Source organism: Olsenella sp. Marseille-P4559, assembly GCF_900605015.1.
Classification (GTDB): domain Bacteria; phylum Actinomycetota; class Coriobacteriia; order Coriobacteriales; family Atopobiaceae; genus Tractidigestivibacter.
In genome coordinates this window covers 736,890-750,126 of sequence record NZ_LR027573.1, presented here as the reverse complement: position 1 = coordinate 750,126, position 13,237 = coordinate 736,890, and the positions used below count along the sequence as shown (strand labels likewise).

The 13,237-nt window shown below is 62.2% G+C and carries 12 protein-coding genes and 1 pseudogene; 4 read left to right on the top strand and 9 right to left on the bottom strand.

The window, feature by feature from the left end:
• Nucleotides 1-121: 121 nt before the first annotated feature.
• Complete coding sequence (map, locus tag E0E00_RS03430; protein WP_130811184.1) at nt 122-1,006, top strand: type I methionyl aminopeptidase; 885 nt, start codon at nt 122-124, stop codon at nt 1,004-1,006.
• A 30-nt stretch (nt 1,007-1,036) separates the two neighbouring features.
• On the opposite strand, the gene E0E00_RS03425 is transcribed toward map, so the two are convergent.
• Nucleotides 1,037-2,032, bottom strand: a complete 996-nt coding sequence (locus E0E00_RS03425; RefSeq protein ID WP_207302634.1) for an SGNH/GDSL hydrolase family protein — start codon at nt 2,030-2,032, stop codon at nt 1,037-1,039.
• 104 nt (nt 2,033-2,136) lie between these two features.
• On the bottom strand, nt 2,137-4,275 hold the full coding sequence (locus E0E00_RS03420; protein WP_130811182.1) for a Cna B-type domain-containing protein: 2,139 nt from the start codon (nt 4,273-4,275) through the stop codon (nt 2,137-2,139).
• 1,456 nt (nt 4,276-5,731) lie between these two features.
• Here E0E00_RS03420 and E0E00_RS03410 point away from each other — a divergent pair.
• Together E0E00_RS03410 and E0E00_RS03405 are read left to right on the top strand one after the other, a co-directional pair.
• Entirely contained in the window at nt 5,732-6,556 is an 825-nt protein-coding gene (locus tag E0E00_RS03410) for a methylated-DNA--[protein]-cysteine S-methyltransferase (protein WP_130811181.1), read from the top strand.
• Nucleotides 6,553-7,227 carry a DNA-3-methyladenine glycosylase gene (locus E0E00_RS03405; protein WP_130811180.1) on the top strand — a complete coding sequence of 225 codons (675 nt, stop codon included), beginning with the start codon at nt 6,553-6,555 and terminating at the stop codon, nt 7,225-7,227. The genes E0E00_RS03410 and E0E00_RS03405 overlap by 4 nt, the downstream gene beginning before the upstream one ends.
• 174 nt (nt 7,228-7,401) lie before the next feature.
• Here E0E00_RS03405 and E0E00_RS03400 read toward each other — a convergent pair whose 3' ends face one another.
• The 3 genes from E0E00_RS03400 to E0E00_RS03390 all read right to left on the bottom strand — a co-directional run bounded on the left by E0E00_RS03400 (nt 7,402) and on the right by E0E00_RS03390 (nt 9,368).
• Nucleotides 7,402-8,070: a cyclase family protein gene (locus E0E00_RS03400; protein WP_207302633.1), complete on the bottom strand. Its 669-nt coding sequence runs from the start codon at nt 8,068-8,070 to the stop codon at nt 7,402-7,404.
• Nucleotide 8,071: 1 nt separating this feature from the next.
• Entirely contained in the window at nt 8,072-8,521 is a 450-nt protein-coding gene (locus E0E00_RS03395; RefSeq protein ID WP_130811179.1) for a MarR family transcriptional regulator, read from the bottom strand.
• A gap of 94 nt (nt 8,522-8,615) precedes the next feature.
• A complete protein-coding gene (locus tag E0E00_RS03390) occupies nt 8,616-9,368 on the bottom strand; it encodes a DAPG hydrolase family protein (RefSeq protein ID WP_130811178.1) in 753 nt (250 codons plus the stop codon).
• Between the two features lie 123 nt (nt 9,369-9,491).
• On the opposite strand from E0E00_RS03390, the gene E0E00_RS03385 reads away from it, so the two are divergent.
• Complete coding sequence (locus E0E00_RS03385) at nt 9,492-10,043, top strand: TetR/AcrR family transcriptional regulator (RefSeq protein WP_130811177.1); 552 nt, start codon at nt 9,492-9,494, stop codon at nt 10,041-10,043.
• 12 nt (nt 10,044-10,055) lie between these two features.
• Here E0E00_RS03385 and E0E00_RS03380 read toward each other — a convergent pair whose 3' ends face one another.
• The 4 genes and pseudogenes from E0E00_RS03380 to E0E00_RS15135 form a co-directional block, all read right to left on the bottom strand.
• Nucleotides 10,056-10,568: a DUF188 domain-containing protein gene (locus tag E0E00_RS03380; protein ID WP_130811176.1), complete on the bottom strand. Its 513-nt coding sequence runs from the start codon at nt 10,566-10,568 to the stop codon at nt 10,056-10,058.
• Nucleotides 10,569-10,611: 43 nt separating this feature from the next.
• Nucleotides 10,612-12,042, bottom strand: a complete 1,431-nt coding sequence (locus E0E00_RS03375; RefSeq protein ID WP_130811175.1) for an ATP-binding protein — start codon at nt 12,040-12,042, stop codon at nt 10,612-10,614.
• A gap of 175 nt (nt 12,043-12,217) precedes the next feature.
• Entirely contained in the window at nt 12,218-12,493 is a 276-nt protein-coding gene (locus tag E0E00_RS15140; protein WP_256386397.1) for an aldo/keto reductase, read from the bottom strand.
• A 110-nt stretch (nt 12,494-12,603) separates the two neighbouring features.
• Nucleotides 12,604-13,173 (bottom strand): annotated as a pseudogene (locus E0E00_RS15135) (aldo/keto reductase); the annotation flags it as partial.
• Between the last annotated feature and the right edge of the window lie 64 nt (nt 13,174-13,237).

The window sequence follows — 13,237 nt, the reverse complement described above, 5'->3', positions numbered from 1 at the left end:
ACCTCTATTAGATTAGTCTAACTTGTCAGCGTGACGTCAAGCCTGCCCCCTGTGGGGGTATCGTGAAAGCGTTATCAGTCATGAAAGCGCTATCAGAGTTCGATCCGATGGGAGAATCGCCATGTTTGACAACCTGCCCGTTCCCGGACGCAACGACCCCTGTTGGTGCGGGAGCGGCAAGAAGTACAAGAAGTGCCACGGCCCGTCCGACGAGCGCATGGAAAGCCTGTACCTGGAAGGCGAGGAGGTCTTGCCCCGCTCGCTGCTCAAGACTGCCGCAGACATCGAAGGCATCAAGGCTTCGGCAGCCGTGAACATGGGTGTTCTCGACTACGTGGGTGAACGCATCTGCGCAGGTACGTCGACCATGGATATCAATCGCTGGGTCGAGGAGTACCTCGGCGCCCACGATGCCGTCTCGGCGGACCTCAACTTTGAGGGCTACCCCTACAGCGTGTGCACGTCCGTCAACGACGTCGTCTGCCACGGCTTTCCCAACGAGAAAGACATCCTTAAGGATGGCGACATCATCAATGTCGACATGTCCACAATCAAGGGCGGGTACTTCTCGGACTCCAGTCGCATGTACTGCATCGGCGAGGTGAGCGAGCAGCGCAAGCGCCTGGTCGAGGTGTGCCACAACGCTGTGAACGCGGGTCTTGATGCGGTCAGGCCCTGGGGTCACCTTGGCGACGTGGGTGCGGCCGTGAACAAGGTGTGTCGCGATGCCGGCTTCAGCGTGGTGGAGGAGTACGGCGGCCATGGCATTGGCCGCGAGTTCCACGAGGATCCCTTCGTGAGCTTTGTCTCCGAGGAAGACACTGGCCCCGTCCTTGTTCCAGGCATGTGCTTCACCATCGAGCCTATGGTCAACGCGAGCAAGCCGGGCATCAGGACGGACAGGGGCAACGGCTGGATTGTGCGTACGGCCGACGGCTCCGACTCTGCTCAGTGGGAGGTTCAGCTCGTGGTTACCGAGGGTGGCTACGAGCTTCTGTCCTGGTAGAACGTGCCGGGAATGGTGCTGGGGGCTTTCTCAGGGAGCGCTTTGTTCCGTGCTTGCAGGGCACTCACGCTGAACCTCCGGCACCTCTATGCTGCCCTCGCCTTCGTTCCAGTAGCCCAGGCGAATGCCCCGCATGTAGACCGCGACCGCCTCGGCAAAGTATCCGCGCGCGTTAAGGTGGGTCCAGTCGGAGCGCAGCTGCTGCGATATGCAGCCGCGCTGTGCGTCCTCGAAGTCCTGCTCGGTTGGCTCGAGGCCCGAGATCTGCAGGCCATGCTTGATGAGAAAAACGCGCATGTTGATGAAGTGGTCGCCAAAGGACTCACGCAGGGCAGACTCCCAGTCGGTCTCCTTGGGGGCGTAGTCCTCGGTGAAGGGTTCCTGGTTGGTATCGCCCACGGAGGTGCCGGGGTCATCGGTGTCTCCCAGGATGAGATAGTCCTCGCAGCCCGAATAGTCGATCATTGCTTTGTACTGGTCAATGAGGGTCTGGTAGTCCTCATCCCAGCCGCCATTGCTGCCAATCTCGAGGATGAGGATGTCACCTGCGTGCTCTTGGCCCTGCTCGATGACCATGGAATCAATGTGACTTATGGTCTCCCTGTCATCGTCGTTGGCCGTCTCACCCTCGCTATCCTCTGCGGCGCCTGGCTCCTCGGCACCTTTGGGCGAAAGGGCGCCTTGCATGATGGCAATCTCCTCAGACGTTGCCCCTGCGACGCCAAAGTTGTAGGTGTCCAGCCCCGTGAGCTGAGAAAGGACCTGCGGGTAGGACTGGTAGCTCGTGTCGTACGGCTCCCCGTCTGCAAGCGAGACAAGCGCATCGTCTGCGCCCACACCCTGGGTCAGGCTATCTCCCCAACAGACAATCACGCGGTCGTCATTCTCGCTGGGGCCTGGGTAGAAGCGCCAGCCCTCATTTCCGCCATCTGGCGAGGAAGACGAGCCGCCCAGGCCTGACGCACATCCGGCAAGTGCCAAGACAAGTGCTGCAACTGTCAGAATGACGGTAGCTCTTCGCCCCATGCGGCCTCCTCTCCAGAATGCATCGATGATAGTCATTTGGATGGGCGGCACGCGTGAGCTGGGGGCAAACGCTACGGTTTGTCCCCAGCCCCAAAATCCTAGTCCTACTTTCTACTGTTCCTTCGGCGCACGATGGCTGCCACACAGAGTAGGGCACAGCCTATGGCAGCTATGACCAGCAACCCCGTCACATCCATAGAGGCGTCACTGGTGTCCGGGATTTTTGGAGAGGCGGGCGTTTCGTCCTTGGGAGCCTGTGGCGTAGTTGGCACCTCCGGCGTGGTCGGGCCCTCGCTGGGCGGCTCTTGAGGCACTGTTTCCCTCGTGTTGGTGATGGTGAAGCCTGTTGTGGCATCGCCTGCGATCTTGGACGTGTAGCCGTCGACTGCACGCTCCTCGACCGTGTAGGAGTACTCGTGGCCCTCGGCATCGTCCTTGGGGAGGTTCGCGAACGTTGCCGTCCACACGCCGTTGCTGTCGGGGGTCACGGTCTGGTAGCCCACATACTCCCCGTCACGATAGAGGTTTACCCCGATGGACTTGGGGCGTAGGCCGTCCTTGTCGTTCTCGTCTTCCCAGGCCTTGGTGACGGGAATTTCCGTCGTGTCGACATGCTTGCCGATAAACACGCTGCCGTTGGACCCAATGCCGCCGCCGCGCGTGACGGACGTGTTGCCGGTGATGTGCACCCTCGACAGGGTGAGCGCCTTCTGCACATTGGGGCTGCCGGTGCCCAAGTCGTTGCTGAGGGACAGGCTCTGGTTGTCTATGGCGCTCAGGATGCCCTTGAGCTGGTCGAGCGGGACCTCGGTGCCGTCGTCGTACACCCATTTGTACGTGCCTCCGCCGAGCATGGAGGGCGAGATCTCATAGGGAGGGTTGCCACTGTGCGTGCCCAGGTAGGTCGCCGCCAGGATGTAGATCTCGCGCGCGTTGCCCTCGTCGGTGGTGTTGCCGTAGAACGCCGCGCCGTTGGTCAGGCTGATCTCGGTCACGGACACGGGGCAGGCCGCGTATCCGCCGCCTGCAGTGCTCGCCGAGTTGCCGGAGACCTCTACGTTGGAAAGGTAGAGCTCGCCGTTGTGGAAGGCGCTGTAGGCGCTGGAGTAGCCGTTGACATAGATGCCTCCGCCGCCGAACATCGCGCTGCCGTTGCCGGTGGCCGTCACGGAGTTGCCGGTGATGTCGCCGGCCGTGATGTGGGCGATGCTGTAGGTGGGCGTTCCGTCGTTGCCCTCCGCACTGTAGCCCGCCTGTACGAAGATGCCGCCACCGCCGCCGCCCGCGGTGTTGTTCGAGATGGTGCCGCCCGTCATGGTGAGCACGGGGCTGTCCTTCTCCGAAGCGTAGTAGGTGCCCATCGAGATTCCGCCGCCGCGCTCGAAGGCGGAGTTGTCCGTGATGGTCCCGCCGGAGAAGTTGACGTCGGAACCGTTGGCCGCGCAGATGCCGCCGCCACTTCCGCCGTATTCATCTCCCAGGGTGGCGCTGTTGCCCTCGATCGCGCGGTTGCCTTCGATGGTGCCGCTCGACATATTGATGGTCGAATCGTAGATGCCATAAATGCCGCCGCCCTGCACGGCTGAGTTGTTGCGTATGGTGCCACCTTCGATGTTCACGATGCTTCCGTTGGCGAAGACGGCCCCGCCGCCCTCGGGATACCAGTGGCCATTGCTCTGGATGCTATTGTTCTGCAGGATGGCGCCATTCCCCACAGTCACCGTGCTGCCATTGAAGGCGCCGACAAGCGAGCCGCCACTCCCATCGATTGCCGTGGCCTTCCCCGTGGAACCGCTTCCACTGCTGCCGTCAATGACGATGTTTTCGAGCGTCAGCGTGGCCCCGCGATCCACGTGGACGAGTTCCCCTGTGTAGGTGGCCTCGCGCTCGAGGGTCTTGCCGCCGAGGTCCCACGTCTCGGAGGTGCCGGAGAGTGCGATGGCACCCGTCACATAGATGGTGTCTGCGTCGTTGGCCTCCATGAGCGCCTTGGCCTTGGCAAAGGTCTTGACCGGCAACTCCGCGGTGCCTGGGTTTGCGTCATCACCCGTTGAGCCGTTGACGTACACGGGGCTTCCGTTGGCCGGGCTTGGGGAGGTCACCTCGTTCGCACTTGGTTCCGTGAAAGAAGTGCTGCCATTCTCTTCTTGCTCTGCGAAGGCAGTCGTACTGCTCACCTGGATGCCCATACAGGCAGCAAGGAGTGCCGTGATTGCGATGCAGAGGAGTCCCCGCAACTTCATGTGTTCCTCATTTCCCCTGGATAGTGACACCATACTGTACTGCATATCCATTATGTCGTGCACTGGCAATCTTGTGGTCAGGGCGAGTCGGTGAAAGACAGAACTGACCTTATTATGTGACACGACATCAGCCATCGCCTGCGCGTGCCGATGGCAGTTGGGCTTTCGAACTGGCTTGTCGTCGCGCTGGCGTGGCATAATCTCCGGAGAAGCAAGACTCGAGAGGCGGGGCAACATATGGGACAGAGCATTGACGTGCTGGCGCGTGCCGACGGGGTTCTGCCAGCGGTGAACAGGGGTGCGCTTCTCGCTATGGCTGCGGGCGGCCGTGTGAACGCCACGACCATCTCGTGGGGCATGCTGGGTGTCGAATGGGCCAAGCCCGTGTTCATTACGTTTGTGTGCAAGGGTCGCTTCTCTCGCACGCCTGCTGGACAGGATGGGCGAGTCTGCCATTGGCATCCCCGAAGAGGGCTTCGGCCGCACGATTCTGGGGCGTGCGGGCAGCGTGTCTGGGAGAGACGCCGACAAGATCAGGGAGCTGGGGCTGCATGCGGTGGCTCTACAGATTGTTTCGGTGCCCGCCATATCCGAGGCATCAATTACGCTGGAATGCTGCGTTGCGCATCGTCAACTGCAGGATCGTGATGCTCTGCCTGCGGGCCTTTTGAAGCGCTTCCATCCCGAGGACCTCTATGGTACGGATTTCGGCTCCAACCGTGACATGCACATCGCCTACTACGGCGAGATAGTCGCGGCTTACGAGATGTGGCAATCTGCTGCTTGCCACGACCGAGCGGGCCACCTAGCTTGGAGCCTGGCCTGCAAATGCCCCTCTCACAAGCTCGGTTCAGGCCCGGACGTTGCGGTTTGCATAGCCAGCCCTTGGCCATACGAGCACGAAGGCGCCCGTGCTCTTCGGGTGAAACGGAATCGTGACCAGGGAGCCATCGTTACCCTTCTCAAGGGCAGCAGTGACTCTGTCGGGCGAGGCCGTCATCTGATCTGGAGTATGAGAGGGACGTCGCGCAGGTCCCCGACGGTTACGTACGTTCTCCTTCGGAGAGTAGCTTTTGGAAAAGCACGGTCGAACGGATGGGAGGCACGCCCACATGTACACGGTAGCTGCTTTCGGGCCTTTGGGAAAAGTCCGCGTAGATCTGGTCGCAGCTCTGAAGGGCCCCCCGCGCCATGCGATAGAGCCCCATTCCATCTCGCGTGGGCGTCACGCGGATGCCCGAACGGGCTAATAGCTGCATGAAGCCGTCGCTGAACGACTTTGGTATCGAAGGGTGCATCGTGCCCGAGTATGACGCCGAGCAGTGCAACAACTGCCAAGCCTGTCAGATCGAGAGGCGCCACCCGTCGAAAGCGATAGCTTTCGTGAACGGAAGGGTGCCCAAACACCGATTGCTTGGAGGGCAATATACGATTCGGAAAAAACGATAGGAGAGTCATGTACTTCTGCGAGTATCACACCCCCGTCGTAGGAACGCTCACCGTTACGAGTGACGGCGAGGGAATAACCGGTTGCTGGTTTGATAACGACCGCCACTTCGGCCATGGGCTTACTGACAAGACCTTGGAGCGTCACGAGGATCTTCCCGTGCTCCGACAGGCGGAGTCGTGGCTTGACCGCTACTTCGCTGGCGAGAAGCCCAACTCCCGTGATCTTCCGCTGGCAGCGCGCGGTACGGAGTTCCAGCTGCTTGTGCGCGAGGCCCTCCTCGATATTCCCTATGGGGAGACCATGGCGTACGGTGCCATTGCCAAGCGACTGGAAGCCAAGACGGGTCGGCATCAGTCCCCGCGTGCAGTGGGCAGTGCCGTCGGTCACAATCCGCTGTGCGTGATGGTGCCCTGCCACCGTGTGGTTGCAGCGAACGGCAGCCTGACGGGCTTTGCCGGTGGGATTGCGCGGAAGGTTGCCCTGCTTGAGCACGAGAATGCACTCAAACCCGAATTCAAGGTTCCCCGCAAGGGCACGGCACTCGAGGGCGTCCCGAACGCTGCCCTTGTGGGTCGGGGGCAGCAGTACAGGTTCGAAGACCTGACTCCCGACCAGATGCGCTTGGTGCAGGAGGCGCGTGACAGCTCTTTTGCAGGCGTCTTCTTCGTGGGCGTGACATCCACGGGGGTCTACTGCCGTCCCGACTGCCGGGCAAAGGTCCCCATGCAGAAGAACTGTCGCTACTTCCCCACGGCCGAGGACGCCGAATCAGCGGGGTTCCGCTCCTGCAAGTTGTGTCACCCAGAGCGACTGAAGGGAAGCGGCTCATGACGCGCTACTTCGAGTACGGGGACGCGGAGGTCGACTGCCTCAGGTCGCGCGACAAGAAGCTCGCCGCTGCCATGGATGCGGTGGGGCACGTGTACCGCCAGATGGACGAGGGAAGCCTGTTCTCGGGCATCGTTCATCACATCATCGGACAACAGGTTTCCAGTGCCGCACAGGCTACCGTGTGGGCGAGGTTGCAGCAGCGGCTCGGAGAGGTCACGCCCGAGGCCGTGAATGCCGCGACTGTGGAGGAGCTGCAGTCGTGCGGCACCACATTCAAGAAGGTCGAGTACATGAAGGGCGTCGCCAGTCGCGTGTCGTCCGGCGAGTTCGACTTGGATGCAGTGGAGCACATGCCTGACGAGGAAGCCATCGAGGCCCTGAGCTCGCTTCCAGGCATAGGCGAGTGGACGGCGGAGATGCTTCTGCTGTTCAACCTCGGCCGTTCCGACATCCTCTCGTATGGTGACCTTGCCATCCAGCGTGGTATGCGCATGGTGTACCACCACCGCAAGGTGACAAGACAGATGTTCGAGCGCTACCGCAGGCGCTACTCTCCCTATGGGAGCGTGGCCAGCCTGTACCTATGGGCCGTCTCACACATGGATGTCCCTGGCTACGATCACGACTACGCGCCAAAGGCAAAGGCCAAACGCAAGAAGAATCGAGGTTGATACGCCTACTCCTTACCTGCCGGTAGGGCAGGCTCGTCAAGCGTGGGCCGAGTGCGGTAATGCATGTGGATGCCGATGGCTTTGAGGCAACATTTTATGAGCCGCACGAGTGCATTCGCTACCGGTATGCCAGCCACCTCCTGGTGCCCCTGCGGCTGCGCTCGAAGCGGCTGTTCAGGATGGAGCGAAGGCATCCCGACGAGTGCTGGGCCTCGGGCCGGAAGTCGCTCGCGGACGCGCTGCGGTTTGTGGGGGAGTGCTGGTAGCTGGCGCTAGACGTCTGCCACCACGCGGCAGGGGAGCCCCGTCATTCCCTCGTAGTTCATGGGGAACGTGTAGACGGCCGCCGGACTCTCGGTACGCACCAGTTCCTGTAGATTCCTGTAGATTGTAGAGGTTCTCCACTACGAAGATTCCCTGGTCGACCAGGCGCTGGTCCATGGGGGTGTGCTCGCGGCCACGGCGCACGCCGGCAAAGTCGACGCCCACCATGCTCACGTGCAGGTCCATCAGCCGCTCGAGCAGCTCGACGGAAAGCTGCGGGTGCTCGGTGAAGTAGCGACGCGAACCGTAGCCCTCCTCCTCGATGAAGCCGGTGCGGAACGCCACGAACATGCCCTTCTCCAACCGCGAGAGGTCGACGTCGTCCACGCCGATCTCGCGGTCGGCGACGGTGCTCACGTCGAAAGCGACGCCGGGGCGGACGCAGTACTCGAGTGGGAATTCCTTGTCCATCACGTCGAAGTGCGTGCCCAGGTGCCCAACCAGGGCCTTCTTCTCGTTTCCCTGCGCGTCGCGCACCATCTTTGGGGTTATCCGCAGCGTTAGGTCATGCAGGCTCATGTCATCCTCCAAGCTCTTCGATCTTCCGTTTGAGGTAGTCGTTGTAGTCGGCCAGGAACCGCTGGACGGCGGACACTTCGGCAGCGTTGCGACCGCCCACGAACCTGCGGTCACGCTCCAGCCACAGGGCGTGCCTGCGCTCGTGCTCGTCGTACAGCACGCGCCCTGCGTCTGTCAGTCGGTACAGCACCTTCTGGCGGTTACCCTCCAACCGGTAGGACTCCGCGAGACCGTCCGCCTGCAGGCGCTTGGCAATCTTGCTGATCGCCCCACGCGTCATGCCCATGCGCTCCGCAATGGAGCTCACGTTGGGTTCCGGCAGGTCGCCAATGGCCCTAATAGTGTGGATCTCCGAGTAGCTGTAGCCGTGCAGCCCCTCGGACTCGGTCAGGCGCGACAGCACCTCCTGCCGCTCCATGTACTCGGCCAGCTGGTTGAGCACGTCCTCCATGCGACACCTCGTTTACTTGATTCCTAGGAAACAAGATGAGCATAGCACAGACTTGTATCCATGGAAACAAGAAAAGAGAAGAGCCTACGGCCGTCTAGTGAAACTCCCGGTATATCCATGGCAGGATCCGAGCCAGGTTGCGGTACTCCACGCAGCAGTGCTCTGCCATGCCGCGCGCCAGCTCGTCGGTGATGACGGCCCTGCGCAGCGACTTACAGCGGATGTCCTGCCCCATCCAGAAGCGGCTGACGAGCATGAGCCCGTCCTCCTCCCGCAGGAAGACGTGGGCCATCTCGGTGTGGGTGAACAGGTGGCGCAGGTCGACGCGCCCGCACACGACGGTTCCCACGCCGGCCCGGCGCATGGCCTCGGGCGAGAAGCCCATCTCCTTGGGCGAACGGAAGTGTATGACCAGGTTCGCCGTCCGACCGCCGATGGTCTCCACCGGGTACTGGTCGTTGTCGCGAAACGGTGGCTGCTCCGGTGCGGCAAAGTAGCCCGCATCGCATCGCGCGTACCCGATGGACTTGTGAGCCCCCGGGTACCAGGCCTGGTAGCGTGCGTTCGCCTGCGGGTGCCACCAGAACCACCAGTCCACCATCTCGCGCGTGACGCCCGGCATGGGGCAGTACATGGACACCAGCGTCACACCGTCGTCAAAGAAGCGGTAGCCGGCCTCGCCTTGCAGGCGCGGGTCCAGCAGAATGTCGTTCCGTTGTGAGAAGGGCGTCAGGGTGATGCTCTGCTCGTCCAGCGCGGCGGCGATGTCCGCGGGGATTTCCGGCAGGGCGTCCTCGTGGTGCGCCGCATTGTCGGATGTGGGTCTTGTAATGGGTGGCTCCTGCATGATATCTCCAAGGAATAGGTGGTAGAACGCACGACGCCGTGTCTTATGATGCAAGCCTAGGGCATTCGCGAGGTGCCGGACAAGCGACACATCCAACCCATCTGTCCAGAGTAGGGGGTTGTCATGAACAGGAGACCGGAGGTGGTTGCCAGAACCAGACGCAATCTGGCGGATGCGTTCTGGCAGCTGTATGCGGAGCGTCCCATCGGCCAGATCGGGGTGAAGGAGATTGCCTCGCTTGCCGGGTGCAGCAGATCGACGTTCTACCTGCACTTCGACGACGTGTATGCGCTGCGGGCCGAGCTGGCGAACGAGCTCGTCGCTCGGGTCGCTGCGGAGCTTGTGGCGCTGCCCCGCAAGAGCATGCCGGAGGGGGCGACCATCGAGAGCTTCGCGCGTCTGTACGTGGAGTGTGGCGAGCACATTTACCTGCTGGTCCGTACCGACCCGGGATTCGTGGAGAGCCTGCGGGACGTTGTCATGTCCTACCTCGGGCCTTGGGTTACCGACCGCGAGGGCTGGGAGAGGGGCATTGCTCTGGAGATGGCATTCCAAGCTCTTGTCGGCGGGTGCTCGTTTTGGTACGAGCACCGTGACGCCATGCCAGCGGAGGATCTGTCCCCGCAACTGCACCGCGCGCTGCACGGGATGCTGCGGGGCTGCCTTCCCGCCTGATCGCGGGGGACGTCAGCCATGACTGGCGTCCCGTGCCTCCCGTACCAGCTGGCGCAGGTTGTGCGAGAAGCGCGAGCGGTCCTCGCTGGTGAACGCCGCCGGCCCCTTGGTGCGGCCGCCGGCGCGGCGGACATTCTTCTCCTCGTGACGGATAAACATCATGGAGTCGATGGTCAGCGGGTTGTACACGCGCCCGCGCACACCGATGGCCCGCGCCCCGCGCCCCAGTACGATGTCCGCCAGGCCGATGTCCTGCGTCACCACCACGTTGTCTGGTGCCAGGCGCTGGACGATGGCGAAGTCGGCGGAGTCCGCATCCACTCCTACCTGCAGCGTGCTGACCCAGAAGCCGCGGTCCGGGTGCTCGGGGTCGCGCGGCTCGCGCCGGTCCGTCGCGCGGATGGAGCGTTCTAGGTTCTGCGTGGAGTTGCCCGCGATCACGCAGGGGATGCCCTCGCCGCGAGCCACGGCCAGCGCCTCGCGAGTTACGGGGCAGGCGTCCGCATCGATGTAGAGTACGGTCATCGGGCCTCCAAGATCCGTTCTTCTCCCCTGGGCTTGCTCGGTGCTAGTTGGATTCGAGTTCGGCGTACAGGTCGCTTGCGCTTACGAGACGGAGGTCATCTCGCTCAGATGCCTTTTGCTGCGTTGCTGGACTGACGCTTCGCTTCGAGAAGAGCACGAGGTGCGTCCGGTTGAATCCCCGCAGCAGCGTTGAGCGGTGATCGAGGGTCTTGATGGCGTCGCTCTCGTTGAACGAGTTCCGCCACTTGCATTCGCCCACCAGGAGCTCGTGCTCGATGGCGTTGGTTGCCACCACGTCGATGTCTGCCTGTTCGTGCGCCGTGGGGTCCGTGCCCCACCACTGTCCAAACTCCAGGGCAGCAAAGGGTAGCTCGCCAGCCGCGTTTTGGCGCATCGTCCACTGGAGGCAGACCTTCTCGAACTGCTTTCCCACATAGGTGTCGAAGGCTTGGCCTTGGATTGCGTACCTTGAGACGATCTCTCCAGCGCCCTCCTCGATGCTGCCGAGGTACCTGCTGACAAAGCGGTACCAGTATGCGAAGAAGGGATCCCTGATGTGCCAGCGAGCGTCCCTTGAGGACGTTCCGCCACCCAGCGGAACGGCCTTCTCGATGATGCCGAGGTCACTCAGGATTCTGAGGTACCTGCCGATGGAGTTCTGGTTTATGCCGGCTTGCTGCGCTATGCGCGAGGCGGTGGTGGCACCTGACCCGATTGCGTCGAGCGTGGAATTGTAGAGCGCGGGCTCCTGCAGCTCCTCGCGCAAGAGCATGAGGGGCTCCTCGTACAGCATGCCAAGCCGATCGAAGCACAGGTCGTGTACGTTGGCCGCATACCCCCTGCCTGGCTCGATCTGCGCAAGGTAGTAGGGGGTTCCACCAAAGGTGGCATAGTAGGCGACGAGTTCCTCGGAACTTGCGCCCGGTAGCATGCGCGCCGCGTCCAGGTAGTCAAATGGCTGCAGCCTGATCTGCATGGTCCTACGGCCGAAGAGGGGGCTCTTGCTGCCTAGCACCTCAGTCTCCATGAAGCCCTCGTTGCTCCCGCAGAGGACAATCTTTGTGTTTGTCTGCAGGAACCCATGGTCTATTGCGATTTGCAGGGCTGAGGGGAGTGAGGGGTCTGCCGTTGCGGCATAGGGAAACTCGTCGAAGACGAACACAAAGGGGTCCGACGCCTCCCAGCTGGCAGCCCTCTGCGCAACAAAGGAGATCGCGTCATGCCACGTTCCAAAGGCCGGAAGCGTCTCTGGCATGTGAAGGAACGCGTACGCGGCAGCGCTGAACAGCTCGAGGTTCTGCTGCGTGGTCTTCTGCTGCGCGGTAAAGAAGAGCGTGGGCTTGTCCTTGGCGAACTCGTCGATGAGCGACGTCTTGCCCACGCGGCGCCTGCCATAGATGACCGCCATCTGGAAGCTGTCCTTGTGGTACATGCGCTCGAGCGCGTCGAGTTCCCTCTCGCGTGCGACAAACATGGCGCCCCCGATCTACAAGATGATTTCCTACGTACTACATAGTACCGTACTATATCGTACCGTACTATGTAGTACGTAACTTGCATTTGATAGGAGTTCACCTGGCGAGAAGAACGGCCCCAGGCGGTTCAAGCTCCGCCTGGGACCGCATGGCCCCAACAATGTCGCGTGTCCGCTACCGCACGCGGTCGGTCCCCGCCAGGGGCTTCTCGCCGGGGCGCGCCTTGGGTCCCACGAGCTCGTGGGGCTGGTATAGCTCGTTCAGGTAGTCCACGTCCTCCGGCGTCAGCTTGACGTCAAGCGCGCGCACGGCGTCATCCACGCGGCTCGGCCTGCTGCAGCCCACGATGGGTGCGGCCACGCCCTTGGCCCAGTGCCAGGCCAGGGCGATGTCCGCCATGGGCACGCCCAGGCGCTCCGCCAGCTCATGCACGCGCTCGATGACCGGCATGTCAATCTGGCGTGGCGGTCGTGGTCGTACTTGTTTCTCATCGTGCCGTCGGTGGTGGAGCGCTTGGAGTCGGAGTCCCAGGTCGGGCGCGTCAGGTGGCCGGAGGCAAGCGGGCTGTACGGCGTGATGCTGACGCCGTACTGGCGGCAGACAGGAATCATCTCGCGCTCGTCCTCACGATAGAGCAGGTTGTAGTGGCACTGCATGCTGCTGAAGCGGGTCCAGCCGTTTTGGTCCGCGACGACCTGCATGTTGTGGAACCGGTACGCGTACATGGCGCTGGCGCCCAGCGCGCGGACCTTGCCGGCTTTCACCAGGCCGTCGAGCGCCTCCATGGTCTCCTCGATCGGCGTGTCGTAATCGAAGCGGTGGATGATGTAGAGGTCCAGGTAGTCGGCGCCAAGACGCTTGAGCGTACCCTTGATCTCGCGCTCGATTGCCGCGCGAGAAAGGCAACCCTCGTTGAAGTGGACCTTGCTGGCCAGCACGACGTCCTCGCGCCTGACGCCCAGGTTCTTGAGCGACTGGCCGATGAACTCCTCGCTGGTGCCGTGTGCGTATACGTTGGCGGTATCGAAGAAGTTGACGTCCCTCTCGATCGCCTCCTTTATGACCGCCTGCGTTGCGGGCTGGTCGATCACCCACTGGTGGAAGTCGGGAAACACCTTGCCAAAGCTCATGCCGCCGATGCAGATGCGGCTGATCCTGATGCCCGTCTGGCCGAGGTTCGTGTACTCCATGGGG

Coding starts and splice junctions, on each gene's coding strand:
- map (WP_130811184.1), top strand. CDS start 122: ATGTTTGACAACCTGCCCGTTCCCGGACGCAACGACCCCTGTTGGTGC.
- E0E00_RS03425 (WP_207302634.1), bottom strand. CDS start 2,032: ATGGGGCGAAGAGCTACCGTCATTCTGACAGTTGCAGCACTTGTCTTG.
- E0E00_RS03420 (WP_130811182.1), bottom strand. CDS start 4,275: ATGAAGTTGCGGGGACTCCTCTGCATCGCAATCACGGCACTCCTTGCT.
- E0E00_RS03410 (WP_130811181.1), top strand. CDS start 5,732: ATGTACTTCTGCGAGTATCACACCCCCGTCGTAGGAACGCTCACCGTT.
- E0E00_RS03405 (WP_130811180.1), top strand. CDS start 6,553: ATGACGCGCTACTTCGAGTACGGGGACGCGGAGGTCGACTGCCTCAGG.
- E0E00_RS03400 (WP_207302633.1), bottom strand. CDS start 8,070: ATGAGCCTGCATGACCTAACGCTGCGGATAACCCCAAAGATGGTGCGC.
- E0E00_RS03395 (WP_130811179.1), bottom strand. CDS start 8,521: ATGGAGGACGTGCTCAACCAGCTGGCCGAGTACATGGAGCGGCAGGAG.
- E0E00_RS03390 (WP_130811178.1), bottom strand. CDS start 9,368: ATGCAGGAGCCACCCATTACAAGACCCACATCCGACAATGCGGCGCAC.
- E0E00_RS03385 (WP_130811177.1), top strand. CDS start 9,492: ATGAACAGGAGACCGGAGGTGGTTGCCAGAACCAGACGCAATCTGGCG.
- E0E00_RS03380 (WP_130811176.1), bottom strand. CDS start 10,568: ATGACCGTACTCTACATCGATGCGGACGCCTGCCCCGTAACTCGCGAG.
- E0E00_RS03375 (WP_130811175.1), bottom strand. CDS start 12,042: ATGTTTGTCGCACGCGAGAGGGAACTCGACGCGCTCGAGCGCATGTAC.
- E0E00_RS15140 (WP_256386397.1), bottom strand. CDS start 12,493: ATGCCGGTCATCGAGCGCGTGCATGAGCTGGCGGAGCGCCTGGGCGTG.